The sequence below is a fragment of the Microbacterium sp. NPDC089188 genome, from assembly GCF_040685155.1.
Taxonomy (GTDB): Bacteria; Actinomycetota; Actinomycetes; order Actinomycetales; family Microbacteriaceae; genus Microbacterium; species Microbacterium galbum.
Window position 1 is genome coordinate 489,439 of the sequence record NZ_JBFBHH010000002.1, and the last position, 26,812, is coordinate 516,250.

Genomic DNA, 26,812 nt, shown 5'->3' on the forward strand with positions numbered 1-26,812 from the left:
TCGCGACGGAACCGGCTCCGCGTGGGGGGCGATCGAAGACGGGCCGGGATGCCGTGGCTTCCCGACCCGTCGCGGAATCAGCCCGCGAGCTCCTCGCGCAGGAGTGCGGCTCCCGCGGTCAGCGCGCTGACCTTGTCGAAGGCGACGCGGCGCGGCAGCGGCGCCATGCCGCAGTTGGAGCTGGGGATGAGCTTGTCGGCATCCACGAACTCCAGGGCGCGGCGGAGGGTGTCGGCGACCTCTTCGGGCGTCTCGATGCGCTCGCTGGCGACGTCGAGGGCGCCGAGCATGACCTTCTTGCCGCGGACCAGCTCGACGAGGTCGATCGGCACGTTCGAGTGGTGGCTCTCGAGCGAGACGATGTCGATGCTCGAGCGCTGCAGCAGGGGGAACGACTCCTCGTACTGGCGCCACTCGGAACCGAGCGTGGCCTTCCAGTCGGTGTTCGCCTTGATGCCATAGCCGTAGCAGATGTGCACGGCCGTCTCGGCGCGCAGTCCCTCGGCGGCGCGCTCGAGGGCGGCGACGCCCCAGTCCTTCATCTCGTCGAAGAAGACGTTGAAGGCCGGTTCGTCGAACTGGATGATGTCGACGCCGGCGGCCTCGAGCTCGCGCGCCTCGTCGTTCAGGATGGTCGCGAACTCCCACGCGAGCTTCTCGCGGCTGCCGTAGTAACGGTCGGAGAGGGTGTCGATCATCGTCATGGGACCGGGCAGAGCCCACTTGATCGGCCGGTCGGTCTGCGCGCGCAGGAACGCGGCATCCTCCACGAAGACCGGACCGCGACGGCTCACGGCGCCGACGACGGTCGGAACGCTGGCGTCGTAGCGGTTGCGGATGCGCACCGTCTCGCGGTTCTCGAAGTCCACGCCGTCGAGGTTCTCGATGAACGTGGTCACGAAGTGCTGGCGCGTCTGCTCTCCGTCGCTGATGATGTCGAGGCCGCGGCGCTCCTGCTCCTGCACCGCCGAGCGGAGGGCGTCGTGCTTGCCCTCGACGAGGACGTCGCCCTCGAGTTCCCACGGCGACCAGAGCACCTCGGGCTTGGCGAGCCAAGCGGGTTTCGGGAGGCTGCCGACGGTCGAGGTGGGCAGGAGCGTGGTCACGGCGGCGGATCCTTCGGTGGTCATCGGACGGGTGCGGCGTAGTCGGCGGCCCACGCGTCGAGGATCTGACGGTGGGGCTTCACGAAGTGCTCCTCGGCGTAGCGGCCCTGCGTCACGGCGAGCTGGCTGCGCTCCTCGCGGTCGTAGTCGATGCCGGTGCGCACGAAGTCGGGCTCGTCGAGAGTCGGGCGGTACACCTCGCCCGCGGGGCTGACGGCGTTGTAGATCTCCGGGCGGTAGATCTTCTGGAACGTCTCCATCGTGGCGATCGTGCCCGCGAGCTGCAGGTCGGAGTACTCCGCAGTGAGGTCGTCGCGGAAGTAGAACGCCAGCGGTGCCACGCTGCCGCGCGGCATGAAGTACCGCACCTGCAGGCCCATACGGCCGAAGTAGTCGTCGGTCAGCGAGAAGGAGTCCTGCTCGTACTCGACGCCGAGCACGGGGTGCACGACCCCCGTGCGCCGGTAGGTGCGGCTCGTCGAGACGCTGATGCAGATCACCGGCGCCTGTGCGAAGCGCTCGCGGTAGGCGTCCGAGTCGAGGAAGTGCTGGAAGATCTTCCCGTGCAGGATGCCGAAGTCCTCCGGCACCGTGAACCCGGCGCCGCCGGCATTCGCCGCGGGCAGGACGACGCTGAAGTCGTAGTCGCGGAGGTACGACGAGAAGTTGTTGCCGACGATGCCGCGGTGGCGCTCGCCGGTACGCGTGTCGACGATGCTCACGTCGAGCACCTCGATGACGGGGAACTCCTCGTCATCGGCCCCGTCTGCGAAGCGCAGGTGCACCGAGACGATGTCGAGCTCGACGCGGTACTGGTCCGCCTCGCCGGGCACGAGCTCGTTCAGACGGTGGTTCATCATCGACAGGGCGTTGCGGAGGTTCTGCTGGCGGCCCTCGCCCCGCGCGAGGTTGGCGAAGTTCGTCGTGACGCGCGAGGACTCGGCCGGAGCGTAATCCTCGTCGAAACGGGTGGTGGTGATGCTGAACGCGATGTCGTTCGCCATGACGGGCCAATCGGGTGCGGGGGCCGGATGAGCCCGCGGACGGTGGTGTCCTCCATCGTGCGCCGCCCCCCGGGTCATCGGGTAATTCCCGTCGACTATGCACTGATATAGCTTGTACCTATGGCAAAGCGCGCGAGCGGGATCACCCTGCAGCAGCTGCAGTACTTCATAGAGGTCGCGGCCGAGGGGTCCATCTCCGCCGCCGCCGATCTGCTCTACGTGGCACAGCCCACCATGTCGGCCGCGATGAAAGATCTTGAGACGCGGGTCGGCCGCGCCCTGCTCACGCGTTCGGCCCGGGGCATCACACTGACCAACGACGGCGTGGAGTTCCTCGGCTACGCCCGGCAGGTGGTGGAGCAGGCCGAGCTCCTCGAGCAGCGCTACCTCGGCCGCCCTCCCTCCCGGCGCCTGCTGGGCGTCTCGGCGCAGCACTACTCGTTCGTCGTCGACGCGTTCGTGCGCATGGTGAAGGCGACGGATGCCGCCGAGTACGAGTTCTCCCTCCGCGAGACGCGCACGTTCGACATCATCGAAGATGTCCGGACCCTTCGCAGCGAGCTCGGCATCCTGTTCCGCAACGACTTCAACCGCAACGTGCTGGACAAGCTGCTGCGCGACTCGGGCCTGGCCTTCCATCCGCTGTTCGTCGCGGCGCCGCACATCTTCGTCTCGCGCCGCAACCCCCTGGCATCCCGTCCGCGCGCGACGCTCGACGACCTGGTCGACCTCCCGCGCCTGACCTTCGACCAGGGCGCGAACAACTCCTTCTACTTCGCCGAGGAGATCCTCTCGACGCTGTCGAGCCGGCAGGAGATCCGCGTGTCCGACCGCGCGACCATCTTCAACCTCATGATCGGCCTCGACGGCTACACGATCTCGACCGGCATCATCAGCGACGACCTCGATCCCGAGATCGTCGCCGTGCCCCTCGACATCGACGAGCAGATCGAGATCGGCTGGATCGACCGCACCGCCATCCCCCTCACCGAGCAGGCCCAGCGTTACCTCGGCGAGGTGCGCGCGGTCGTCGCGGAGTTCGGGGTGGAGCTGCTCGACTGAGAGGCGGGCTTCGGCTGGCGCCGCATGCGGGAGGACCTCCGCGCCGGGACGTCGGTTGTGCGGGAAGTGGTCGAGGCGGGCGAATCTCCGCTCCCGCGGGATCGATGAGATGGGTGATCTGTCGCGGCGCGCCTCCTCATTCAGGCGCATGTGCAGCTCGTGCCCAGCGCGGGAGCGCGGACAGGCTCGCTGGCTTCACCTTCGCATGACGCAGCACGCATTCCGTGCACCGCATGGTCCTCCGGTGCTTCTCTGAGCGCGTGGACGACTCGACGTCGTCCGCCATCAACGGAGGAGAGGAACGATCATGATCAAGCCAACGACGAGAATCGCGGCCGCGATGACCATCGCAATCGCAGTGAGTGGAGCGACTCTCGTCGCCGCTCCCGCCGCTTTCGCGGACAACGGCTCGTGCGGGTATTACTCCGAGTCCCGAGCTGTCAACAGCACGTCATTCTGTGCGAACAAGGTCGTTCAGAGCCAGGTGAAGGAGGGCAGCACAATCCATTACGCGCGCTGGGCGCCCACGGGCCAGACGTCGTGGCAGAGCGCGAGCTACGCGAACGTGGTGTGGTACACCTACGCCTTCCACACGGTGTGAGAAACCCTGCTGTGCGGGAGCGGTCGCGTCTTCGGGCGGTACTCATTGGATTGGTGTGCGTCAGTGTCCTCTCGGCGTGCGCCGATCCGGATACGAACGCAGGTGCGTCGAGTGGTCGGGGCGAGCCGCCCCGCGTCGCGACCTCTCCCGCATTCCACGGACCGTGGTCGGACTGGTTCACACGCATCTTCGAGAATCCCGACACGACATCCGCACAGAGGGACATCCTCGCCGACGGCATCGTCACCGACACCGAGTACGCCGGTCTTCGCAACGATTTCACCCGCTGCCTGGAGGACCTCGGTGTCTCTGTCGTGCTCGATCCCGATGGCGGGTTCTCCGTCCGGGCTGACGGGAAGCTCACGGAGGCTCAGGTGACGACCGACGCGGTGCCCGGGTGTGAGAAGAAGACCGTCGGATCGGTCGCGATGCTCTACGAGCAGATCCGACGGAATCCCGAGCGCAAAGATGAAACCCTCATCGTGGTCGAGTGCTTCAAACGGCACCACATCGTCGCCGTGGCCTACACCGTGGCGCAATACGACAAAGATCTGGCGGACCAAACGGGAGTGAATTGGTCGGCAGATGACGTCCGACGATGCGTCCAAGATCCGTTGGGCGTCGTGGGTGCGCCCTAGCAGGTGCGATCGAGTCATGAAGAGCCGATCAGCGGAGAGGCGCCAGCGGGCCGTCATCCTCGTTGGCGCGCTGACCCTTCTGGTCGGCTGTGGGGCGGCGGTCGGATACGTGCAGGGCAGGCTTTCCGTGCCCACCGACCTCGCGCCCCCGTTCGCGGTGGAACGCTCCGACGTTCAGGTGAACGACTTCTCCGACCGGCACACCGTGGTGATGGACGTCTCGCTCCACACCAGCTGGAGGGTGCTCGTCCAGACGAGCGGAATCGTGACCTCGAGTTCTTGTGCGCCCGAGGCGGCCATCGTCAGCGGCGACTCGGTCTTCGCCGTCGACGGCACGCCGCTCATCGATCTGTCCACCCCGCATCCGCTATGGCGGCCGCTCGGCGCCGATGCGAAGGGGGGAGACGTCCGCGAGCTCCAGCGCTCGTTCGCGAGCCTCGGGTTTCGCGGAGCGATCGATGGGGTCGTGGGGCCGCAGACCATCGCCTTCTTCAACGGTCTGCGGCGCGCGATCGCATCAGATGCTCCCCTTATCACCGAGATCGCACCGTCCGACATCGTCTGGCTCCCCGAAGAGTCGGTGACCGGCGCGAGCTGCCCCGTCCCCGTGGGAAGCGTGGTCCATCCGGGTGACGTCCTAGCGGAACTCCCGCCTCGCATCTCCGCGTTGAGAATCGGCACTCTGCCGGTCGCCATGCCTGACCTGCCGCGGACCGTCGTCATCGACGGCGTCTCGGCGGCAGTCGATGAGCAGGGAAACGTCGATCGACAGTCGTGGCCGGAGATTTCGGAGACGCCCTCTTTCGAGGCGTACGTGGCGGATCCGAAGACGGTCGTACTCAAAGGTGACGTTCAGCTGACGACCCCAATCCAGGTTTCTCGGATCCCTCCGTCCGCCATTTTCGGCACGCGCACAGGTAAGGGGTGCGTCTCGGACGGCGTGCAGACGGACGAGGGAGAGATCCTGACGAGCGAGCTGGGTTACACGTTGATGAGTTTCGCGTCGGGGAGCCCCTCGGAGGTCCTCATCGCTCCTGACGATCAGCAGACATGTCCCTGATCCTCGACGACGTCGGCCATGAATACGAGACGGGACGTGCTCTTTTCTCGGCGATCAGTGTGGAGTTGATCCCGGGCCGAACCTATGCCGTCGTGGGCCCGTCGGGTGCCGGGAAGAGCACTCTTCTGAACATCCTGTCCGGCAATCTCGAACCGACCCGAGGGCGTGTCGTCCGTGCGAGGTCGACCACGTCGAACTGGGTGTTTCAAAATCCCCACGGGGTCCCGGGAAGGCGCGCCCTCGATCACGTCGCGTTGGCATTTCTTGCTCGTGGCGACAGTCGCGCCGAGGCCGAGGGCAAGGCGCGGGATCTCCTCGACCAATTCGCATTGGGCTCCGTGGCGGAGGAACGGTTTCGCCATCTCTCGGGAGGGGAAGCGCAGCGTCTGATGCTGGCGCGTGCCATCGCCGCAGCGCCCGGCGTTCTGCTGGTCGACGAGCCCACCGCGCAACTCGACGTGCGAACGGCCGCCGTTGTGAACGAGTCCTTGGGACGCCTGGCGGAACGAGGATGCATCGTGGTCATCGCCACGCACGATGCGGGCACGCGAGACTCCTGCACCGACGTCCTGGACTTGGCCGGGTATCAATCGTGAGAGACGGGTCGACGATCCGGCCGACAGTGCTGTGTTCCGAAGCGGGGCGAAACCTGGTGTCGGGAACGACCCGAGCGGTCCTTCTCGGCGCCGTTTGGTGCGTGTTGCTCTCGGTCGTCTTGGCATGGAACGCGGCAGTGACCGCCGATCTCCTCGCTGCGTCGGCGACATACCGTGACGCGGGCGCCAACATCATCGTGGTCGAAGCCGCCGGTCGCGTCGACGGCTTGCGGTGCGCGAATCTCGCGAATCTACCCAATGTCCGTCATGCCGGCGCGCTGCGGTCCGCCGCGCGACAGATCACGCCGACCATCACTGCGGGGGTGGAGCTTCCCACCTTCGATGTCACCCCCGGCCTCCTCCCCATGCTGCGGCCCGATACGGGTGACGCATATGGTGTCTTCCTGTCCGCAGAGGCGGCGAGAGCCCTCGGTGCAGACAGGTCCAGGTTGGAGCTCGTCACGGGCGAAGCTCATCTGGCAGGCACCTTCGCCTACCCGGACGACGGTCGAAGGGCGATTCTCGGCTATGCCGCCATCGAGACGGCTCTCGTCTCGGGGGTCTTCGATCAATGTTGGGTGGACGTGTGGCCGGAGTCGCCCCGCATCCAGTCCATAGCCAGTTCGACGGTGGTGGGAGGAGACGACGCGGGTCAGGGCCCCCCGACTGTAGGTCAGCTCAACGCGTCGATGGGAATGAGCTTCAATGGCGAAGCGAAGTATCGCGGACGTGCCAGCGTGCTTGTACCGGGATCGCTCGTGGTTCTGGGGGCATCGCTCGGCTTCTTCGCCGTGCGGTCCAGGCGTTTGGAACTGGCTGCCGCTCGACTGATCGGCATCCGCCCCTTTCATCAATGCGTCATGCTCCTTCTCGAGTCGAGCGTCTGGCTGACGGTCTCGTCGGCGGTCTCGCTCGTGGCCACGTCTGCGCTATCCGCGGTGCAGGCGAGGGGCGCCTTTCCTCCGGCGATGGAGTTCTCCCTGTTCTCCGCAGCCGTGGGAATGGCCGGCGCGCTCTGCGGCGCATTGTTGGGGGTCGCATCGGTCGATGCAGGACGCGCGCTCTCGTATTTTCGTGAGCGTTAGGCAGGGCCGGTGCCTCTGGTCACGGTGCGGGGCACCCGCATGCCGCTGCGGTGATGCGGGATGCGGCACACTGACCCGCATGCACGGGGGAGCACGACGCGGTATCTGTTCGGTGGCCATCGGCCTGTCTGCGTTGCTGGCGGCGGGGTGCGGGGTGATGCCCTCGCCGGAGGCGGAGCTGGAGGACGCGCTCGCGCGCTCGGTGGACGGGGCGCAGGACACCTTCTGGCCGTATCGCGCCGACATCGTCTCCGACCCGGAGGCGACGATCGCCCGGATCGGATTCGTCTCCGATGTGCGACCCGCGTACGCCGACCCCGCCGTCGTCCCGGCCGGGGGGTTGTACAAGCTCCTCGGCCTCGCGACATCCGATGACGGAACGTCTCTGATGCTCGCGACCTCGGCGGGGGTCGAGACGGGCGGTGGACTCTTCTACGACCAGCGCAGCGCGGCCGTCTGCTTCGAGCTGCGTTTCCCTGCCGGTGAGCGGAAGATCCACACCCTCGCCTCCGACTGCACCGACGGCGCCGGCCACGGTCTCGCCGATGTCGCCGACGTCATCGACTACTCGCGCTACGGGGAGCCGGAGCAGATCGACGGACTCGACGTGCGCCGCACGGTGACCGCGGAGGACTACCCGTCGCTGCCGTGCCAGTGCGCCAGCGGCGGGACCTGCGACTGCCCGGGCGGGTGAGGCGGCCGGTGAGACCCCACCGTGGGAGGTGGGCCCGTCACGGCCGGCCTCGGAGATCCGCCTGAGCCCCCTGCACCGGTGTCAGGATGGGGCATGGCATTCGGTATGGCCCGCGACGTCCTCCGTCCCTCGGACTCCTCGCGCGCGGATCGGGTGACCTACGTCGAGCTGTTCTTCGACCTGATGTTCGTCCTGGCGCTGACGCAGCTGTCGGCCTACCTGTACGAGAACCAGACTCCGCTCGGCGCTTTCGAGGGCATCATCATGGTGTGCGCCCTGTGGTGGGCGTGGGTGTCGACCACGTGGGTGACCAACTGGCTCGACCCGGTGAAGCTCCCCGTTCGGGGCGCGGTGGTCGCACTGGGTTTCGTCGCGCTCGTGATGAGCGTGTCGATCGCTGAAGCATTCGGTGATCGGGCGTGGGCGTTCGCGCTCTCCTACGTCGTCCTCCAGGTCGGTCGAACGGCGTTCATCGTGTGGGCGACGGCGCGCCACGCCCGGCGGGTGGCGCACGATTTCGCTCTGATCCTCGGGTGGACCGCCGCGGGCGGCGCCCTCTGGATCGTCGGCGCCGTGCTGCCGCATGCGTGGCAGCTGCCGTTGTGGACCGCGGCTCTCGCTCTCCAACTGCTCGGTACGACCCTCGGGTACCCGATACCGGGTCGAGGGAAAGTGCTTCTTCGATCGTGGGATCTGTCCGGCCCTCACATCGCCGAACGGACCTCGCTCTTCGTCCTCATCGCCGTCGGCGAGGGGTTGCTCATCACCGGCCTCGCCTTCGTCGAGAAGGAGTCGTCGGCGTCGTCGGTCGCATCGCTGGTGACGGCCTTCGTCACCGCCGCGGCCGCATGGTGGATCTACTTCGACCACGGCGAGCGCATCGGTGCGGAGGCGATCGAGGCGTCGGACGAACCGGCCCGACTCGCCCGCACCGCGTACACCTGGGTGCATCTCCCGATCATCGCGGGAATCGTCCTGATGAGCGTGGGCGACAAAGAGATGCTCTCGCATCCCGACCAGCGAAGTGTTTCCGCGACGACTGTCATCGTCGGCGCACCCATGCTCTTCCTCGCCGGCACTGCGCTCTTCCGGCGCACTCTCGAAAGACGGTGGTCGCGAGCTCAGCTGATCGGCCTCGTCGGTCTGGTCGCGCTCGCGGGGGTGGCCTTCTTCCTCCCGTTCTTCGACGCGCTCAGGCTGTCGATCGCGGCCGCGGTCCTTCTCGTGGGCGTGGCAGCGGGGGAGACCGTCGAGCGGATACGTCGCGGGAGGAGGGCGGGGGGATGACTCCGCGTTCGCGAGCCGGTCGCCACGGACGAAGAGTTCGCGCGCACGGAAAAACCGCCTCTGGAAACAAGGCGGTGTGAATGCTCGGACTGTGCGTCTCCCCTGGGCATCGCCGAGGTCGGTATGCGGGGAACGCTGACGTGGTGGGCCCGGAGGGGCTCGAACCCTCGACCCGCGGATTAAAAGTCCGATGCTCTGCCAACTGAGCTACAGGCCCTGATGACTCCAGCCTACCGGGACGCCCGAGCCCGACGTGCTCACCGGCGCGAGCGCGCGACGATCCAGAACAGATAGGCCCCGCCGACGACGCCGGTGAGGAGACCGACGGGGATCTGCAGCGGCGCGAGCGCGCGCTGCGCGACGACGTCGGCGATCACGAGGACGGTCGCACCGGTCAGGGCCGACCCGAGCAACGGGATACCGCTGGTGCCGAAGAGGCGCCGGGCGAGCTGGGGAGCCGCGAGGGCGACGAAGCCGATCGGACCCGACACCGCGGTGGCCGTGCCGGTCAGCAGTGCGGCGACGACGAGCAGAACCAGCCGCACCCGCGGGGTGCGCACCCCCAGCGACCGGGCGGTGTCGTCGCCGAGTTCGAGAGCGCGCAGATCCCGCCGGCGCAGGATGAGCACGACACTCAGGATGCCGATCGCCCCGGCGAGCGGGGCGACGTCATCCATCGAGGTGGCGGCGAGACTGCCGTGGAGCCACTGGTCGGCGTTGCGGGCGATCTCGATCGGCGCGCGCGTCAGCAGGTAGTCGTTCGCCGCGGCCAGCAGCATCGACAGGGCGATGCCGGCCAGGATCGTGCGTTCGCGGGAGACGCCGACGCTGCGCGCGATGAGCATGACGACGGCCACTGTGAGCAGCCCGCCCATCCACGCCCCCGCGGCCGGCGACGCCGTGGGCGCCACGACGATCAGGCCGACGAGCGCGCCGGTGGCCGAGCCGGCCGTGAAGCCGACGATGTCGGGGCTCGCCAGCGGGTTGCGGGCGAGAGTCTGGAAGACGGCGCCCGCCAGACCCAGTGACGTGCCGATCAGCAGCGCCGCGAGCACGCGGGGCACGCGCAGCCCGAGCACCACGACGCTCGTGCGAGCATCGGCGCCGCCGGAGAAGACGGACGCCACATCGCCCAGCGACGTCTGGAAGGACCCCGTGGTCACCCCCACGACGGCGGAGCCGAGGGCGACGGTGACGATCGCCGCCGTGACCAGGGCGTACCGACGTCGTCGGGCGACGGCCGCGACGGAGCTCATGAGGCCCTCCGGATGACGAGCCACAGCAGGAGCGGGGCGCCCAGGAACGCGGCGACGATCCCCGCCTCGATCTCCCCGGGGGCAGCGATGACCCTCCCGATGACGTCGCTCGCGACCGTGAGGGCGGCGCCGGTCACCGCGGCGACCGGAAGCGACGAGCGGACGCCGACGCCGACGCTGCCGCGCACGAGATGAGCGACGAGCAGTCCGATGAATGCGAGCGGTCCCGCGGCGGAGGTGGCCGTCGCGCACAGCAACGTGATGGCCGCGCCTGCGCCGAGGACCACGAGGACGGGGGACACCCCGAGCGCGCGCGCCAGGTCGGCGCCGAGGCGGAGCTGATCGAGACCGCGCGAGACGATGACGGCGAGGATCACACCCGCTAGGGCGAACGGCAGCAACTGCAGGGCGACGTCGGGATCCCGGCGCTCGAACGAGCCGACCGCCCAGAAGCGGAAGGACTCGAAGGTGTCGTCGTCCACGAGCGTGATGATCCGCACGAGCGCCCCGAGGCACGCGCTCAGCGCCACCCCCGCCAGCACGAGACCCACGGTGTCGCCGCGCCGACCCGATCGTGCTGCGGCCGTCACCAGCACCGCCGCACCCGCGGCTCCCGCGAAGGCGAACCACACGTATCCGCTCGCCGTGCCGACGCCGAAGATGGCGATCGCGGTGACCACTCCCACCGCGGCCCCCGCGTTCACGCCCAGCAGGCCCGGATCGGCGAGGGGGTTGCGCGTCACGGCCTGCATGAGCACTCCGGCCACGCCGAGGCACGCGCCCGTCAGCAGTGCCGTGAGCGTCCGCGGCGCTCGCAGCTCGTGCACGATGACGCCCGCGGCATCCCGCCGATCCGAGAAGAGGGCGGCGACGACATCGCCGGGGGCGAGAGGGCGAGACCCGACGGCGAGACTCGCGATCACCAGCAGGGCCACGGCCCCGAGCATCACGAGGGTGAAGACGAGGGCGCGCGCGCGTGAGCGACGACGCCGCGCGATCACGCGCTCCGCGACGGCCGTCGGGAGAACGGCGGCGGTCACGTCGGGCACACAGGTAAGGATAACCTAACTGGGTGATCGTCTTTCGTTCTTCGTCCGTGACCGACCGTTTCCGTCCCCGACGCCTGCTCGGCATCCTTGCCGCCGCGACCATCCTGGCCCTCACCGGGTGCGCCGGAACGGCCGCCCCCGCGGCATCCATCGACTCCGAGGCCGGTTCGACCGGGGAGTGGGTCGTCGCGCGCGACCTCGAGCCAGGGATGGGCTCGACCGAGGGCGACGGGGTCTTCCCCCGCTCGGTGACCCACTTCGCGGGTGTGACCGAGATCCCCGCGGCCCCCACCCGCATCGCCGTGGTGTCGACGGGCCAGCTCGACGCCCTGCTCACTCTGGGCCGGGTGCCCACCGCCGCCACCCGCGCCGAGCACAGCGGACTCGTGCCCGCGTACCTTCGCGAGGCTTTCCCCCAGGATGCCGCGGCCCTGGACGCCATGACCGACATCGGCCAGCGCACGGAGCCCGACCTCGAGGCGATCGCGCAAGCCGCCCCCGACCTCATCCTCGTCAACGCCACGCGCGGCGCCGAGCTCTACGACGCTCTGTCGGCGATCGCGCCGACGGTCGTGACCAAGGGAAACGGGGTCAATTGGAAGAGCGACTTCCTCCTCATCGCCGACGCGCTCGGCGACGAGGGCGCGGCGCGGGGCGTTCTCGACTCGCTCCAGGGTGACAGCGCGGCGTTCGCCGCCGGACGCGAGGCGGAAGCGACGACCGTGTCGTTCCTGCAGTCGACGGGTGACCGCACGCGCATCATGGGTGTGCCGTCTTTCGCCGGCGGTCTGGCGCAGGATCTCGGCCTCGGTCGCCCCTCGTCGCAGCAGTTCGACGAGACGTCGCAGGAGATCAGCGCGGAGCAGATTGATCTCGCCGACGCCGACCACGTGTTCTACGCGGGCACGGGGGAGGGCGTCGCGTTCATCGAGAGCGCTCCGCTGTGGACGACGCTCGGAGCGGTCACCGACGGGCGGGCCGTACCGGTGGACTACGACCCATGGTTCATGAATGCCGGACCCACGGCAGCCCGGCTCGTGCAGGACGAGATCATCAGCGAGGTCGATGCCGGCTGACCGGCAGACGAAAGCGAGCGCCGGACCCCCTCGCCTGGGGTCCGGCGCTCGCCGTCAGGTCCGATCGGTCGTCGATCGGTCGGATGCGTGATCGCTCACGCTCCGAGGACTTACATCGGGGGCATCAGCACCGAGTCGATGAGGTACACGGTCGCGTTGGCGGTCTGGACGCCACCGCAGATGACGTTGGTCGAGCCGTTGACCGTGATCGCGTCGCCGGAGCCGGCGACGGTGACGTCCTGGCCCTCGACGGTGGTGTGCGTGCCGTCGATCTCGTCGGGCGCGATCTGGCCGGGAACCACGTGGTACGTGAGGATCTTGGTCAGGGTGTCGGTGTCGGTCTTCAGCGAGTCGATCGTCGCGGCGTCGATCTTGGCGAAGGCGTCGTCGACCGGAGCGAAGACGGTGAACTCGCCGCCGTTGAGGGTGTCGACCAGGTTCACGTTGGGGTTCAGCTGACCGCTGACGGCCGCGGTGAGCGTGGTGAGGAGGGGGTTGTTCGAGGCGGCGACGGCGACCGGGTCAGCGGCCATGCCCTCGACCGAACCGGCACCCGAGGGAACGGCGGCGGCGTAGTCGGCGCAACCGGGGCCCACGAGGTTGGCGGCCGGGTCCATCATCGACGACGACGCCGATGCGGAGGGCGAAGCGGCCATCGAGGGGGCCGACGAGCTCTCCTCGGCGGTGCTGCCCGAGGTGGTGCCACCCGAACATGCGGTGAGAGCGAAGGCCGAACCCAGAACGAGGGCGAGACCGGCGACGACAGGCTTCTTGTTGGTGAGCATGACATTCCTCCGAAATCGTTCGGATCGCGGTCTGCGACCCGGCAGGGACACCCCGGTGCGAGGGGCGGTTCGCCGTGGAGCGGCTTACACAGGGTCTTCGGGACCCCCCGGGGATCGGATTGCGGAATGTTGCGCACGGACCCCGAAATGTCGTCCCATTCGAAGAAAAAGCCCAGATCAGAGTTGAGTAAATATTCTTGCGAATATTTTTCGAGCACCCCGTGGGGGTTCGTTACCGCCCTCCTTAGCTCAACCGCGACGCGCGCGCGTATGCGTGGGACTCTCCAGGCCGGTAGGCAATGATGGATGACATGGTGATCGACGGCTTAGACCTCCCCGACGACGGGACGGGATCGGTCGACCAGATCGGCGCCCTTCTGGTGCGCGTCGCCGCCGGCGACCGTGCCGCATTCGCGGGCGTGTACGACGCTCTCTCCGCGCGGGCCTTCGGTCTGATTCTGCGCGTGCTCGTCGACCGTGCGCAGAGCGAGGAGGTCCTGCAGGAGGTCTTCCTCGAAGTCTGGCAATCCGCTTCACGGTTCACTCCGAACAGAGGTCAAGGAAGATCGTGGGTGCTCACGATCGCGCACCGGCGAGCGGTGGACCGGGTCCGGTCGTCGCAGTCGAGTACGGATCGAGATGTGCGCGCGGGATTCCGCGATATGGACGTCGCTTATGACGATGTCTCCGAGAGAGTAGAACTGAAAATGGAAGGGCGGCGCGTCGTCGATGCATTGGCGGCGCTTCCCGACGCCCAGAAGGAAGCCCTCACGCTCGCCTATTTTGGCGGGTACAGCCAAAGTGAGATCGCGACCCTCGTCGGGGCGCCGCTCGGAACGGTCAAGACCAGAATGCGCGACGGGTTGTCGCGCTTGAGGATGGAAATGGGGGTGGACAAGTGAACGAGAGGGATTTCGCCGACCTCGCCGTCGGACACGCGTTGAACGCGTTGTCGGAGGCAGATGAGCGCGCGTACCAGGAGGCTATGGCGGGAAATCCGCATTGGGACCACCACGTGCGCGACGCAAGCGACATCGTGACGGCGATCAGCGCCTCCGTCGAGCCCGTCGAGCCCCCGCCCTCCGTCCGCGCATCCCTGTTCGCGCGTATCTCGGAGCTCCCGCAGGACTCGGCCTCACCGGTCGACGAGTCCTCCTCGCGTCTCGATGAGGAGGACTTCGCGGCCGTGGGTGCCGCTCCGGTCGCACCCGAGCGCGAGAGCGTCACCATCGGTCCGTCCGCAGCATCCGGATGGGGACCGCGTCGGTGGTTCACGCTGGCGGCCTCGTTCGCGGCCGTGCTCGTGCTCGGCTTCGGTGCCGTGACCGTCAGCCAGATCTTGGCTCCCCCGGCCGCCGTCGTGGCGCTCCAGCAGATCGAAGACGCCCCCGACGCGCAGTCGGCGACCGCGACGATGCCCGACGGCACCGTGGCGACCGCGCACTGGTCGCCGTCGACGGGGCAGAGCGTTCTGGTCACCGACGGCATGCCGGCCCCCGAGCAGGGGAAGACCTATGAGCTGTGGTTCGTACGCGGCGAGACGCCGATCGCCGCGGGCACCTTCGAACCGGATGCCGATGGCAAGGCCACGGCGGTCCTGCAGGGCGAGATGCATAGCGGCGATGTCATCGCCGTGACGATTGAGCCGGCGGGCGGGTCGCCCGACGGAACGCCCAGCTCTGCTCCGGTCGTCGCCGTCGCCACGGCGTGATCCACGGCCGGTGAGCGGGTCGTTCGCGGCCCGCCCGCGGCGGGGCACGCTCTAGCCTGGAATGATGAGCGACTCACCCCGCGAATTCCACAAGCCGGTCCGGCGTCCCGCCGAACTCTTCGACCGCCTGTTCTCGGCAGAGGATCCCGCCGAGGTGTCGCGCGTCGCCCACAGCACGGCTCAGGCGCTGCTGTCGCGGGTTCGCGCCGACCCGAGCGTCGACGTGGTGGAACGCCTCGTCGCCTTCACCGATGATCACGGGATCGACGACATCGCCGAACTCTGGTCGCGCTCGCCTGCCCGGTCGCTCCCCGGTGCCCTGTGGCGTCTCTACCTCCTGCAGCTGATGATCCACGACGACGCGGCGACGGCGGCGCTGCTGTACGAGCGGGGACGGGTGGAGATGGCCACCGTCGATGCGGTGGTCGCGGGGGCGCCCGCCCCGGCCGGCCCGGAGGAGCTCGTGCAGCTCATCGACACCATCCTCCGCGGGCTTTTCGACGGCGATTTCGCGGTGGCTCTCGACCGCGCCGCCGCTTTCTGCCGCGTCCAGGCGGCCGGCTCGACGCATCTGGCCGACGATTACGAGAACACCGAGTCGGAGCGCGCGACGGCGCTCACCACCCGCGCCCTCCGTCTCGCTACCTATGCCGACGACCTGTCGGCCTCCGCGTCGCTCTGGCGCCGCGACGCCCTCACCTGAGCCGCCCCCGCCTCCTTTCCGCGCAACCCCGGCCGCTTTCTCCTCGAGTGTCCAGGACGCGCCGCATCCGCACGGCGGTCGCGGCGTGTCCCGGACACTCGTCTCAGGATGCCGCGGCGAGTGCTGCTTCGGGCACCGCGCGGCGCAGAGGCCGACATCGGGCCACGCGGCGGCGTCTTCTTCCGTCGAGTGTCCAGGACACGCCGAAGGCACGCGCCGGTCGCGGCGCGTCGTGGAGACGCGACCCAGGACGGTGCAGAGCACGGGGGAGAGCGCGGCGGTCGGGAGAGAACGAGGCGGTCGACGGGCGGGAGGACTGCACGCCGCATCGATGATGAACGCCGGAAAAGATAAGTGCCGGACCGCAGAACGCCTCTCGGCGCAAGGCCGCTCAGAGCGGCAGAAGATGGAGCCCGGGGTTACTGCGGCCCGGCTAGAAAAGTGTAACAAGGCCAGCCCCGAGACATTCCCTCCGCGACCCCCGTTGACAAGACCCGGGCGTGTCGGGGTCTCCCCGTAGGCTCACGTCATGGTTCTGCGCTTCGCTCTCATGATCGACCCCGTGGCATCCCTCGAGAAGGGCGGCGATCTGCGAAGCACGCTCCGCGTGATCGACCCGTCTGCTCCCGCCCTCGAACTCGGCGACCTGAGCGCGCAGCGCGGTGACGGCGTCTTCGAGTCCATCGGGGTCGTCGACGGGCACCCGCACGAGGTCGGCCCCCACCTCGAACGACTCGCGCACTCGGCATCCCTGTGTGATCTGCCGGCACCCGATCTCGCGCAGTGGCGGGCGGCGATCCAGCGCGTCAGCGCCGAGGCGGGGCCGGGGGAGAGCGTCATCAAGCTCATCCTGAGTCGCGGAATCGAGGGCGGCGCGATACCGACCGCCTGGGTCACTCTCGCGACGGCCCCCGACAACTCCGCGGCCCGACGCGACGGCGTGCGCGTCGTGACGCTCGATCGCGGGTACCCCCTCGACGTGCCCGCCCGCGCGCCCTGGCTGCTCCTGGGAGCCAAGACGCTCTCGTACGCCGTCAACATGGCCGCGATCCGCGAGGCGAAGCGACAGGGTGCCGACGATGCCGTTTTCGTCACGACCGACGGGTTCCTCCTCGAGGCGCCCACGGCGTCCCTTCTCCTCCGCATCGACGGCCGGTTCGTCACTCCGTCGCCCAGCGCCGGGATCCTGCACGGCACGACGCAGCTGAGCGTGTTCGCGCACCTCGAGCAGCGCGGCTCCGAGACCGGGTACGAGAACGTCCCCGTGGGTGATCTCGAGCGGGCGGATGCCGCCTGGCTGCTGTCGAGCGTGCGCCTCGCGGCTCCCATCTCCGCCGTCGACGGCCGCGCCGTCGCCGTCGACCGGGGGCTCACCGACGAGCTGAACACCTTCCTGCTCGGTCGCCGCGACTGATCCGTCCCGTTCGAGAACGACGAAGGCCCCCGCAACAGCGGGGGCCTCCGTTCTCGCGGGGGCGAGTGCTTATCCGAAGCGTCCCGAGACGTAGTCCTCGGTGGCCTGCACGGTGGGTGCCGTGAAGATCGTGGAGGTGTCGTTGTACTCGATGAGCTTGCCGGGCTTGCCGGTACCCGCGATGTTGAAGAAGGCGGTCTTGTCGCTCACGCGAGACGCCTGCTGCATGTTGTGCGTGACGATGACGATCGTGTACTCGTTCTTGAGTTCGGAGATGAGCTCCTCGATCGCGAACGTCGAGATCGGGTCGAGGGCCGAGCAGGGCTCGTCCATCAGCAGGACGTCGGGGGAGACGGCGATCGCGCGGGCGATGCACAGACGCTGCTGCTGACCGCCCGAGAGGCCGCCGCCGGGCTTGTCGAGACGGTCCTTGACCTCGTTCCAGAGGTTGGCGCCCTGCAGCGACTTCTCGACGAGCGCGTCGCCGTCGCTCTTCGACAGGCGCTTGTTGTTCAGGCGCGCGCCGGCGAGGACGTTCTCGCGGATCGACATCGTGGGGAACGGGTTCGGCCGCTGGAACACCATGCCGACGTGACGACGGACGAGGACGGGGTCGACGCCCGGTCCGTAGAGGTCGTCGCCGTCGATCAGCACGCGGCCTTTGACGTGACCACCGGGGATGACTTCGTGCATACGGTTCAGCGTCCGCAGGAACGTGGACTTGCCGCAGCCGGAGGGACCGATGAAGGCGGTGACGGAGCGGGGCTCGATGTCGATCGAGACGCCCTCGACCGCGAGGAAGTCGCTGTAGTAGACGTTGAGGTCCTGGACCTCGATGCTCTTGGACACGAGAGGTGCCTTTCTGGGCTCAGCGCGCCTTGGGCGCGAACACCGCCGCCACGATACGGGCGATCAGGTTGAAGATGACGACGAGGACGACGAGGAGGAACGCGGCGCCCCAGGCGTTGGCCTGCGACGCGTCGATGTCCTGTCCGGGGAAGCTGTAGGCGGTGTACGCCATGACGGGCAGCGTCTGCATCGGGCCTTCGAACGGGTTGGCGTTGAAGTTGTCGGTGAAGCTCGCCGCGATGAAGATCGGAGCGGTCTCGCCGACGACGCGGGCGACCGCGAGCACGACACCGGTGATGATGCCCGAGGCGGCCGTGCGCAGCACCACCTTGATGATGGTCGCCGACCGCGGCACACCCAGCGCGAGGGAGGCCTCGCGCAGGTCGGCGGGCACCAGACGCAGCATCTCCTCGGTGGAGCGGATCACGATCGGGATCATCAGCACCGAAAGGGCGATGGATGCCGAGAACCCGCTGAACGCCTTCGGGCCGACGATCAGGCTGAACAGCGAGAACGCGAACAGACCGGCGACGATGGAGGGGATGCCCGTCATGACGTCGACGAGGAAGGTGATCGCGCGGCGCAGCGGGTTGTTCGGCTGGGCGTACTCGACCAGGTAGACGGCCGCGAGGATGCCGATCGGGACCGAGATGAGGGCGGCGATACCCGTGATGATGAGCGTTCCGGTGATCGCCTGCCAGGCACCCGCGGTCGCCACGACCTCGAGGGTGTCGGGGTTGAATGCCGAGCCGCCGACCTGCGTGATGAACGGCAGGTTCACCACGGCGAGGCCCTTGGACACGACCGTGTAGAGCGTCGAGATGAGGGGCGCCACGGCGAGCAGGAAGGCCGCCGTGACGAGGCCGCGGATGACCCGGTCGACGGCCTTGCGGCGGTTCTCGACGATGGCCGAGCCGATGCCGATGGCGATCAGGTATAGCAGCGCGGTGAGGATGAGCCACGCCGCGAGGTTGAAACCGCCGAACAGCAGCTGCAGCACGGCGACGACGATCGCGACGCCCGCGAGCACCATCGGCTCGATGAAGCGGGGCAGCTGGCCGCTGGTGAGGGCCAGCGGCGCGGAGGGAGCCGTGACGGTCATGAGCGCTTGCCCTTCTTGCGACCCTTGGCGCCGGGGCCCGTCGCGCCGATGATGTAGCGGGCGAACATGTTGACCGCCAGCGAGATGACGAACAGCATCAGACCGGTCCCGATGAGCGCCGAGCGCTGCAGGTCGGTCGCGATGGGGAAGTTCAGCGCGATGTTGGCCGCGATGGTCTGCGAGTTGTAACCGTCGGTCAGCAACAGCACCGAGTAGATGAGGCTCGGCGAGATGATCAGCGCGATGGCCATGGTCTCGCCGAGGGCCCGACCGAGCCCGAGCAGAGTGGCCGAGACCATGCCGCTGCGGGCGTAGGGGAACACCGACAGGCGGATCATCTCCCAGCGCGTCGCGCCGAGGGCCAGTGCGGCTTCTTCGTGCAGACGCGGGGTCTGCAGGAAGATCTCGCGGGTGATCGAAGTGACGATCGGGAGGATCATCACCGCGAGCACCACCCCACCGGTGAGCATCGTGGAGCCTGTCGACGACACGGGGCCCTGGAACAGCGGGATCCAGCCGAGGTACTCGTTCAGGAACTCGCCGACGGGCAGGAGCAGCGGGCGCATGACGATGATGCCCCACAGGCCGAACACGATCGAGGGGACCGCGGCGAGCAGGTCGACGACGTATCCCAGGGCGCCGGCGATGCGGCGCGGCGCGTAGTGCGAGATGAACAGCGCGATGCCGATGGCCACGGGGGTGCCGATGATCATGGCGATGAAGGCCGCCCACACGCTGCCGAAGAGCAGCGGGCCGACGTACTCCCAGAAGTTCGACCACTGGCCGTTCTGGTAGCCGGCGAGGTCGCCCTCGCTCCAGTTGGCCGTGATCGCGGGGAGACCGCGCAGGATGAGGAAGATCGCGACACCCGCGAGGATGATCATGATCGACACCGCGGCGGTGGTCGACAGACCCAGGAAGACGGAGTCGCCGACCCGGCGCTTGCCCACGATGCTCGTGCGGGCCGGGGTCGACGTGGTCGGATCGGTCGGTGCGGACGGGGCGGTCTCGGTGTCGGAGACGGTGTCAGTCACGGGGGACCTCACGCTCGGCACGGGTCATGGGTGCTCCTCGGTCGGGTGTTCTCTGAGGATTCGGCTCAGCGGAGCGTTCGACCCGGGTCGAACGTTCCGATCAGCCCGGCCCGACCCGCACGAAAGGTGCGGGCCGGGCCGAAACCGAAGAGATGTTTACTTGATGGCGGCGAGCGTCTCGGCCGCGGCCTCGAGCACCGAGTCGGGCAGCGGCGCCGAGCCGGCGTTCTTCGCAGCGACCTGCTGGCCGAGCGAGCTGGTGACGAAGCCGAGGTACGACTTCACGAGCTCGGCCTGCTTGGCGTCCTTGAAGGTGGTGCAGGTGATCGCGTACGACACGAGCGGGATCGGGTAGGTCTCGGCCGTGAGCTTCGAGTAGTCGAACTTCTTCGCCAGGTCGCCCGTGACACCGGTGGAGGCGTCGACGGCCGCGGCCTCGAACGTCGCGGTGACGGCTTCGGCGCTGTAGGCGACGGCGGTGCCGTCCTGGACGATCGACGCGGCGTTGAGGTCGCCGATGGCCGAGTGGTCGGCGTAGCCGATCGTGCCCGAGCCGGCCTTGACGGCCTCGACGACGCCCGAGCCGCCCTTCTGCTTCGAGACGTTGCCCTCGATCGGCCAGTCCTTCCCGGCGGGCGAGGTCCACACCGACGACTGGGTCGCGGCGAGGTAGTTCGTGAAGTTCTGGGTCGTGCCCGAGCCGTCCGAGCGTGCGACGGTGGTGATGGCGCCGGCGGGGAGCGCGGTGCCGTTGTCCTTCGTGATGGCCGGGTCGGACCAGTCGGTGATCTGCAGAGCGAAGATCTTCGCGATGGTCTCGCCCGAGAGCTTCAGGTCGGTGACACCGGGGATGTTGAAGATGATCGCGACACCGTCGAGGTAGACGGGGATGTTGACGCCGCCCTCGGTGCACAGGGCCTCGGACTGGGTGGTCTGGTCGGCGTTGAGGGGGGCGTCGGAGCCGGCGAAGTCGTACGCGCCGCTCAGGAAGTTGGTGACGCCACCGCCGGAGCCTTGCGACTTGTCGTAGTTGATCGTGACGCCCTTGGCCTGCGCGTTGTAGGCGCTGGTCCACGCGGCCTGCGCGTTGGACTGGGCGCTGGAGCCGCCCGCGGTGATCGTGCCCGAGAGGTTCGGGTCGATGCTGAACGCCACGTCGGACGACGTGGGGGATGCCGAGGAGCCCGCGGCGTCGCCGGAGCCCGAGGTGCCGGCGCAGCCGGCGAGAGTCAGGGAGGCCACGGCGGCCACGGTGCCCAGCTGGGCGAGTCGGGAGAGCTTCACGATGTGAATCCTTCGCATGTTTGGGGACGGAACCCGGTGCAGGGTTCGTCGGGAACGGTAAACAGCGACTCTTAAGAGTGTGCGTTGCATGGGTGAACGGAAGGTGAACCGGGGTGGCCCGTCCGGGGTGTTCGCCTGGGCCTTGTACTGTTCAGCCCCGTGACGACCTCTGCCTTCGCCGCCCAGGGCCCGCTCGATCGAACGGATGCCGCCGCCCCCGCGCGCACGCTCATCGATCTGCTGTCGGCGGTGGCCGCCCGGCATCCGGAAGCATCGGCGATCGACGACGGATCGGGCGCCCTGAGCTACCGCGAGCTGCTGGCCCGCGTCTGGCGGACGGCCGCGGCCCTTCACGATGCCGGCGTACGCCGCGGTGACCGGGTGGGGGTGCGGATGCCGTCGGGGTCGAAGGAGCTCTACGTCTCGATCCTCGCGGTGATGGCCGCGGGGGCGGCCTATGTTCCCGTCGATGCCGACGACCCCGACGAGCGCGCGCGGCTGGTGTTCGGGGAGGCGGGCGTGCGCGGGATCGTCGCGGGCGACGGGGAGTTCGTCTCGGGCGACGGTACGGGCGACCTCGTGCGGTTGTACGAGGGAGAGGCGCCCCACCCGAGCACGAGCGCCGTGCCGATCGTGGCGCCGCCCTCCGTCGACGACGACGCCTGGATCATCTTCACCTCGGGGTCGACGGGGGTGCCGAAGGGAGTCGCCGTCTCGCACCGATCCGCGGCGGCGTTCGTCGAAGCCGAGGGACGCATCTTCGTGCAGGACGAGCCGCTCGGCCCGGGAGACCGCGTGCTGGCCGGTCTGTCCGTCGCCTTCGACGCCTCGTGCGAGGAGATGTGGCTCGCCTGGGGGCATGGCGCGTGCCTCGTCCCCGCCCCTCGCTCTCTCGTGCGGTCCGGGGAGGACCTGGCGCCGTGGCTGCTGCGTCAGGGCATCACGGTCGTGTCCACCGTGCCCACCCTCGCCGCGATGTGGCCCGCGGACTCCATCGAGAACGTGCGCCTGCTGATCTTCGGCGGCGAGGCCTGTCCGCCCGAGCTCGCCGCCCGCCTCGTCGCCGAGGGGCGCGAGGTGTGGAACACCTACGGGCCGACCGAGGCCACCGTCGTGGCCTGCGCCGCACCGCTGGACGGCTCGCTTCCCGTGCGCATCGGCCTGCCGCTCGACGGGTGGGCGCTCGCCGTGGTCGACGGCGAGGGTCGGCCGGTGGCCGAGGGAGAGGTCGGCGAGCTGATCATCGGGGGTGTGGGGCTCGCGCGCTATCTCGATCCGGCCAAGGATGCCGAGAAATACGCGCCGATGCCGACACTCGGCTGGGAGCGGGCGTACCGCTCGGGCGATCTCGTGCGCTTCGACACGGAGGGGCTGGTGTTCCAGGGTCGCGCCGACGATCAGGTGAAGGTCGGGGGCCGCCGCATCGAGCTGGGCGAGGTCGAGTCGGCCCTCCAGGACCTGCCGCAGGTGAGCGCGGCGACCGTCGCCGTGCGCACGACCGAAGCCGGCGTACCGGTGCTCGTGGGATACCTCGTGATGGAGGAGGGTCGTGAGCTCGACCGGCACGCGGCCCGCGCGCTGCTGGCCGAGCGTCTGCCGGCGGCGACCATCCCGCTTCTGGGTGTCGTCGAGTCGCTGCCCGTGCGCACCTCGGGGAAGGTCGATCGCGCGGCGCTGCCGTGGCCGTTGCCCGGGGTGGAAACCCCCGCCGCCACCGACTTCTCGGCCGACGAGTCCTGGCTCGCCGAGCAGTGGCAGGCGGTGCTGGGAATGCCGGTCACCGATCGCAAGGCCGACTTCTTCGACCTCGGGGGCGGGTCCCTCGCCGCGGCGCAGCTCGTCTCGCGCATCCGCGCCCGTGTGCCGGAGTTCTCGGTGGCCGACATCTACGACGTGCCGCGGCTGGGTGCGATGGCCAAGGCGCTCGGACCGCAGTTGGCCGATGAGACGCCGGCATCCTTCCACCGGGCCGCCCCGACGCCGCGCACGACGCAATGGGTGCAGACGGTGCTGGGCGCTCCGCTGTTCATCCTCTCCGGCATCCGATGGCTCCTGTACCTGCTCACCGCGTCCGCGATCCTGCGGCTCCTGCCCGGATTCGACGTGCTGCCGAGCGTCCCGTGGCCCGTGCTGGTGATCGGCCTGCTCGTGTTCGCGACGCCCTTCGGGCGCATGGCGATCGCCGTGGCATCCGCTCGTCTCCTGCTCGCGGGGGTCCGCGCGGGTGACTATCCGCGCGGAGGCTGGGTGCACATCCGACTCTGGCTCGCCGAGCAGATCTCCGATCAGGTGGATGCGGTCGGCCTGGCGGGGGCGCCGTGGGTGTCGTACTACGCGCGCGCGCTCGGCGCGCGGATCGGGCGCGACGTCGATCTGCACGCGCTGCCGCCGGTGACGGGGCTGCTCGTCGTCGGCGACGGTGCGTCGATCGAACCGGAGGTGGATCTCACCGGGTACTGGATCGACGGCGACCTCGTGCGCATCGGCGAGGTGCGCATCGGCGCAGAGGCGACGGTGGGGGCGCGCTCCACCCTCGCGCCGGGAACGCGCATCGGGCGACGCGCCGAGATCGCGCCGGGTTCGGCCGTCTTCGGCCGCGTGAAGGCCGACCAGTCCTGGGCCGGTTCCCCCGCCGTCCGCGTCGGCGGCACCGCCAAGGACTGGCCGACGGAGCGTCCGGCCACACCGACCCGGTGGCTCTGGGCCTACGCCGGTTCGGCGGTGCTGCTCGCCCTCCTACCGTTGTCCGCCTTCACCGTGGGCGGGCTCGTGCTCGCGCACGGGGTGCGCGGATCCGCGACCCTCGGCGCCGCCGCGGGAGCGGCCTTCGCGTGGCTCGTGCCCGCCGTCGCGGTCACCGGCCTCGTGTTCGCGGCATCCGTGGTGCTGCTCGTGCGGCTGCTCTCGCTCGGTCTCGTCGAGGGGACGCATCCCGTGCGCAGCCGCGTCGCGTGGCAGGCCTGGACGATCGAGCGCCTCCTGGATGCCGCGCGCACGATCCTCTTCCCGCTGTACTCGTCGCTGTTCACCCCCGTCTGGCTGCGGATGCTGGGCGCGCGCGTCGGTCGCGACGTCGAGGCGTCCACGGTTCTGCTCATCCCGTCGATGACCCGCATCGAGGACGGTGCGTTCCTCGCCGACGACACCATGGTCGCCTCCTACGAACTGCACGCCGGGTGGCTGCGACTCGGGCCCGTGCGCATCGGGAAGCGCGCATTCCTGGGCAACTCGGGGATGGCGGCTCCGGGCCACCGCGTGCCGCGCGACGGGCTCGTGGCCGTGCTGTCGGCCGCGCCGCGCAAAGCGAAGGCCGGGTCGTCGTGGCTCGGTTCGCCCGCGGTGCGCCTGCGACGGTTGTCCGCGGAGGGCGACGAGTCGCGCACGTACCGGCCGACGGCGCGGCTCCGGCTGGCCCGCACGCTGTGGGAGCTGTGCCGTTTCGTTCCGGTGGTCGTGACGTGCGGCATCGGCCTCGGCGTGATCTTCGCGCTCGCCGCTCTGTGGGAGGGCCTCGGCCCCGTGTGGACGCTGCTGCTGTCGGGGGTCGTGATGCTCGCGGCCGGTGCGGTGGCGGCCGGGATGTCGACCGCGGCGAAGTGGGCCATCGTCGGCGTCATCCGGGCGGGGGAGCAGCCGTTGTGGTCGAGCTTCGTCTGGCGCACCGAGGTGTCGGACACCTTCACCGAGATGGTCGCCGCACCCTGGTTCGCCCGCGCGGCGGCCGGGACGCCAGCCCTTGCGGTCTGGTTGCGCAGCCTGGGCGCGCGCATCGGCCGGGGCGTGTGGTGCGACAGCTATTGGCTGCCGGAGCCCGATCTCGTGACCCTCGGCGACGCATCGACGGTCAATCGGGGCTGCGTGGTGCAGACGCACCTTTTCCATGATCGAATCATGAGCATGGACACCGTCGAGCTCGAGCCCGGGGCGACCCTCGGGCCTCACAGCGTGGTGCTGCCCGCCTCGACTTTGGGCGCGCACGCGACCGTCGGTCCGGCCTCGCTGGTCATGCGCGGGGAGACCGTCCCCGTCGGATCGCGGTGGAGCGGCAACCCCATCGGCCCCTGGCGCGCGGTGAAGGTGCGCGCCTACCAGTCGACGACGTGAGCGGCGCCGATTCCTACGCCCCGCAGAGCGGAGACAGGTCGTACGACGTCGAGTCGTACGACCTGTCTCTGACCTATCGCGTCCGCACCAACCGCCTCGACGGGGTGGCGACGATCGTGGGCATCGCCCGGGAATCCCTGTCGTCGTTCGCCCTCGACCTCGTCGGCCTGCGGACCGGACGCGTCCGGATGGACGGCGCCCTCGCGCGTTTCGCCGCGGGACCGCGCGTGCTGCGCGTCACCCCCGGCCGCACGATCGCGCCGGGGGAGCGCTTCGCGGTGGAGGTGACATACGGTGGTGCCCCCGCCCCTCGACGCTCGCGGTGGGGCACGGTGGGCTGGGAGGAGCTGACCGACGGCGCCCTGGTCGCGGGGCAGCCGATCGGTGCCCCCACGTGGTTCCCGTGCAACGACCGCCCCGATGCCCGGGCGCGCATGCGGATGGAGATCACCGTCGACGACGGCTACGCGGTCGCGGCCACCGGGGTGGCGGGAGCGACCGCCCGCCGCGGCGGACGGGTGACGACGACTTTCACCTCCGACGTGCCCACGGCGACCTATCTCGCGGCGGTCCACGTCGGTCGGTACCGGACGCGTCCGCTCGTCGGCAGCGGCGACGGCGTCATCCCGCCCGTGTCGGTCACGGCTCCGCCCGCGTTGACGTCGGCCGCGGATCGGGCATTCGCGACGGTGCCCGACATGCTGCGGCTGTTCGACCGGCTGTTCGGCCCCTATCCCCAGGAGGCGTGCAGCCTCGTCGTGACGGCCGACGAGCTGGAGATCCCGCTCGAGGCACAGGGGCTCGCCGTTTTCGGCATGAACCACCTCGTCCCCGCTGCGCAGCGGCTCGTCGCCCACGAACTCGCCCACCAGTGGTTCGGCAACAGCGTCGGACTCGCGCGCTGGAGCGACATCTGGCTGAACGAGGGCTTCGCCTGCTACGCGGAGTGGCTGTGGTCGGAGGAGTCCGGCGGCACCGACGTCGAGACCTGCGTCGCCGAGAACTACGCGGGTCTGGTGGCGAAGCCCCGCGACCTGCTGCTGGTCGACCCCGGTCCCGACGACATGTTCGACGACCGCGTCTACAAACGTGGCGCGATGGCCCTGCACGCGGTTCGGCGCGAGGTCGGTGACGCCGCGTTCTTCGACCTGCTGCGAGCGTGGACGGCCGAGCATCGTCACCGCCTCGTGACGACCGACGACTTCCGTCGCGCCGTGGAGGCTGCCGGGGGAGGGGATGCCGCGACGGTGCTGTCGCGATGGATCGACCACCGGGCTCTTCCCCCTCGTCCCTGAGCGGGTCGCGCGCCGCG

At 69.3% G+C, this 26,812-nt stretch carries 24 protein-coding genes and 1 tRNA gene; 15 read left to right on the forward strand and 10 right to left on the reverse strand.

The window, feature by feature from the left end:
- Window positions 1–77 precede the first annotated feature (77 nt).
- Window positions 78–1,106 (reverse strand): methionine synthase, encoded by a 1,029-nt coding sequence (locus tag AB0N80_RS08480; RefSeq protein WP_315994840.1) that lies wholly within the window; start codon window positions 1,104–1,106, stop codon window positions 78–80.
- Between the two features lie 20 nt (window positions 1,107–1,126).
- The gene (locus tag AB0N80_RS08485) at window positions 1,127–2,110 is read right to left on the reverse strand and encodes a putative oxygenase MesX (RefSeq protein WP_363578453.1); all 984 of its coding nucleotides are present in this window, start codon (window positions 2,108–2,110) and stop codon (window positions 1,127–1,129) included.
- Window positions 2,111–2,230: 120 nt separating this feature from the next.
- Here AB0N80_RS08485 and AB0N80_RS08490 point away from each other — a divergent pair, with 120 nt between their 5' ends.
- The 8 genes from AB0N80_RS08490 to AB0N80_RS08525 all read left to right on the forward strand — a co-directional run bounded on the left by AB0N80_RS08490 (window position 2,231) and on the right by AB0N80_RS08525 (window position 9,133).
- Window positions 2,231–3,172: a LysR family transcriptional regulator gene (locus AB0N80_RS08490; RefSeq protein ID WP_363389940.1), complete on the forward strand. Its 942-nt coding sequence runs from the start codon at window positions 2,231–2,233 to the stop codon at window positions 3,170–3,172.
- 340 nt (window positions 3,173–3,512) lie between these two features.
- Window positions 3,513–3,773 (forward strand): hypothetical protein, encoded by a 261-nt coding sequence (locus AB0N80_RS08495; RefSeq protein WP_315994837.1) that lies wholly within the window; start codon window positions 3,513–3,515, stop codon window positions 3,771–3,773.
- A 53-nt stretch (window positions 3,774–3,826) separates the two neighbouring features.
- On the forward strand, window positions 3,827–4,411 hold the full coding sequence (locus tag AB0N80_RS08500) for a hypothetical protein (RefSeq protein WP_363578454.1): 585 nt from the start codon (window positions 3,827–3,829) through the stop codon (window positions 4,409–4,411).
- The gene (locus AB0N80_RS08505; protein WP_363578455.1) at window positions 4,359–5,471 is read left to right on the forward strand and encodes a hypothetical protein; all 1,113 of its coding nucleotides are present in this window, start codon (window positions 4,359–4,361) and stop codon (window positions 5,469–5,471) included. Before AB0N80_RS08500 ends, AB0N80_RS08505 begins: the two co-directional genes overlap by 53 nt.
- Window positions 5,462–6,067 (forward strand): ATP-binding cassette domain-containing protein, encoded by a 606-nt coding sequence (locus AB0N80_RS08510; RefSeq protein ID WP_315994834.1) that lies wholly within the window; start codon window positions 5,462–5,464, stop codon window positions 6,065–6,067. The genes AB0N80_RS08505 and AB0N80_RS08510 overlap by 10 nt, the downstream gene beginning before the upstream one ends.
- A gap of 137 nt (window positions 6,068–6,204) precedes the next feature.
- Entirely contained in the window at window positions 6,205–7,152 is a 948-nt protein-coding gene (locus AB0N80_RS08515; protein ID WP_363578456.1) for a hypothetical protein, read from the forward strand.
- 157 nt (window positions 7,153–7,309) lie between these two features.
- A complete protein-coding gene (locus AB0N80_RS08520; protein WP_363578457.1) occupies window positions 7,310–7,846 on the forward strand; it encodes a hypothetical protein in 537 nt (178 codons plus the stop codon).
- Window positions 7,847–7,939: 93 nt separating this feature from the next.
- Window positions 7,940–9,133, forward strand: coding sequence for a low temperature requirement protein A (locus AB0N80_RS08525; RefSeq protein WP_363578458.1), 1,194 nt, complete (start codon window positions 7,940–7,942; stop codon window positions 9,131–9,133).
- Window positions 9,134–9,274: 141 nt separating this feature from the next.
- Here AB0N80_RS08525 and AB0N80_RS08530 read toward each other — a convergent pair.
- The 3 genes from AB0N80_RS08530 to AB0N80_RS08540 all read right to left on the reverse strand — a co-directional run bounded on the left by AB0N80_RS08530 (window position 9,275) and on the right by AB0N80_RS08540 (window position 11,438).
- Window positions 9,275–9,350 (reverse strand) — tRNA-Lys (locus AB0N80_RS08530).
- A gap of 40 nt (window positions 9,351–9,390) precedes the next feature.
- A complete protein-coding gene (locus tag AB0N80_RS08535) occupies window positions 9,391–10,389 on the reverse strand; it encodes an iron chelate uptake ABC transporter family permease subunit (protein WP_363578459.1) in 999 nt (332 codons plus the stop codon).
- Window positions 10,386–11,438, reverse strand: a complete 1,053-nt coding sequence (locus AB0N80_RS08540) for an iron ABC transporter permease (protein ID WP_363578460.1) — start codon at window positions 11,436–11,438, stop codon at window positions 10,386–10,388. Before AB0N80_RS08540 ends, AB0N80_RS08535 begins: the two co-directional genes overlap by 4 nt.
- Before the next feature lie 47 nt (window positions 11,439–11,485).
- On the opposite strand from AB0N80_RS08540, the gene AB0N80_RS08545 reads away from it, so the two are divergent.
- Window positions 11,486–12,514, forward strand: a complete 1,029-nt coding sequence (locus AB0N80_RS08545) for an iron-siderophore ABC transporter substrate-binding protein (RefSeq protein WP_363578461.1) — start codon at window positions 11,486–11,488, stop codon at window positions 12,512–12,514.
- Between the two features lie 110 nt (window positions 12,515–12,624).
- On the opposite strand, the gene AB0N80_RS08550 is transcribed toward AB0N80_RS08545, so the two are convergent.
- The gene (locus AB0N80_RS08550) at window positions 12,625–13,299 is read right to left on the reverse strand and encodes a fasciclin domain-containing protein (protein ID WP_363578462.1); all 675 of its coding nucleotides are present in this window, start codon (window positions 13,297–13,299) and stop codon (window positions 12,625–12,627) included.
- 299 nt (window positions 13,300–13,598) lie between these two features.
- On the opposite strand from AB0N80_RS08550, the gene sigK reads away from it, so the two are divergent.
- The 4 genes from sigK to AB0N80_RS08570 all read left to right on the forward strand — a co-directional run bounded on the left by sigK (window position 13,599) and on the right by AB0N80_RS08570 (window position 17,127).
- Entirely contained in the window at window positions 13,599–14,201 is a 603-nt protein-coding gene (gene sigK / locus AB0N80_RS08555) for an ECF RNA polymerase sigma factor SigK (protein ID WP_315994814.1), read from the forward strand.
- Window positions 14,198–15,010: an anti-sigma factor gene (locus tag AB0N80_RS08560; RefSeq protein WP_363578463.1), complete on the forward strand. Its 813-nt coding sequence runs from the start codon at window positions 14,198–14,200 to the stop codon at window positions 15,008–15,010. Before sigK ends, AB0N80_RS08560 begins: the two co-directional genes overlap by 4 nt.
- A gap of 64 nt (window positions 15,011–15,074) precedes the next feature.
- Window positions 15,075–15,713: a DNA-directed RNA polymerase subunit beta gene (locus tag AB0N80_RS08565; RefSeq protein WP_315994812.1), complete on the forward strand. Its 639-nt coding sequence runs from the start codon at window positions 15,075–15,077 to the stop codon at window positions 15,711–15,713.
- A gap of 529 nt (window positions 15,714–16,242) precedes the next feature.
- Complete coding sequence (locus AB0N80_RS08570) at window positions 16,243–17,127, forward strand: aminodeoxychorismate lyase (RefSeq protein ID WP_363578464.1); 885 nt, start codon at window positions 16,243–16,245, stop codon at window positions 17,125–17,127.
- A gap of 69 nt (window positions 17,128–17,196) precedes the next feature.
- Here the strand turns inward: AB0N80_RS08570 and pstB are convergent, their stop codons facing one another.
- From pstB to AB0N80_RS08590, 4 genes are all read right to left on the reverse strand, one after another.
- On the reverse strand, window positions 17,197–17,976 hold the full coding sequence (gene pstB, locus AB0N80_RS08575) for a phosphate ABC transporter ATP-binding protein PstB (RefSeq protein WP_264631205.1): 780 nt from the start codon (window positions 17,974–17,976) through the stop codon (window positions 17,197–17,199).
- 19 nt (window positions 17,977–17,995) lie between these two features.
- The gene (pstA, locus tag AB0N80_RS08580) at window positions 17,996–19,078 is read right to left on the reverse strand and encodes a phosphate ABC transporter permease PstA (RefSeq protein ID WP_363389901.1); all 1,083 of its coding nucleotides are present in this window, start codon (window positions 19,076–19,078) and stop codon (window positions 17,996–17,998) included.
- A complete protein-coding gene (gene pstC, locus AB0N80_RS08585) occupies window positions 19,075–20,031 on the reverse strand; it encodes a phosphate ABC transporter permease subunit PstC (RefSeq protein WP_315995265.1) in 957 nt (318 codons plus the stop codon). Before pstC ends, pstA begins: the two co-directional genes overlap by 4 nt.
- Before the next feature lie 237 nt (window positions 20,032–20,268).
- Complete coding sequence (locus tag AB0N80_RS08590) at window positions 20,269–21,396, reverse strand: phosphate ABC transporter substrate-binding protein PstS (RefSeq protein WP_315994809.1); 1,128 nt, start codon at window positions 21,394–21,396, stop codon at window positions 20,269–20,271.
- Window positions 21,397–21,555: 159 nt separating this feature from the next.
- Between AB0N80_RS08590 and AB0N80_RS08595 the strand changes: the two genes are divergently transcribed.
- Both AB0N80_RS08595 and AB0N80_RS08600 read left to right on the forward strand, forming a co-directional pair.
- Window positions 21,556–25,500: a Pls/PosA family non-ribosomal peptide synthetase gene (locus tag AB0N80_RS08595; RefSeq protein WP_363578465.1), complete on the forward strand. Its 3,945-nt coding sequence runs from the start codon at window positions 21,556–21,558 to the stop codon at window positions 25,498–25,500.
- Window positions 25,497–26,795, forward strand: a complete 1,299-nt coding sequence (locus AB0N80_RS08600; RefSeq protein WP_363578466.1) for a M1 family metallopeptidase — start codon at window positions 25,497–25,499, stop codon at window positions 26,793–26,795. Before AB0N80_RS08595 ends, AB0N80_RS08600 begins: the two co-directional genes overlap by 4 nt.
- Window positions 26,796–26,812 lie beyond the last annotated feature (17 nt).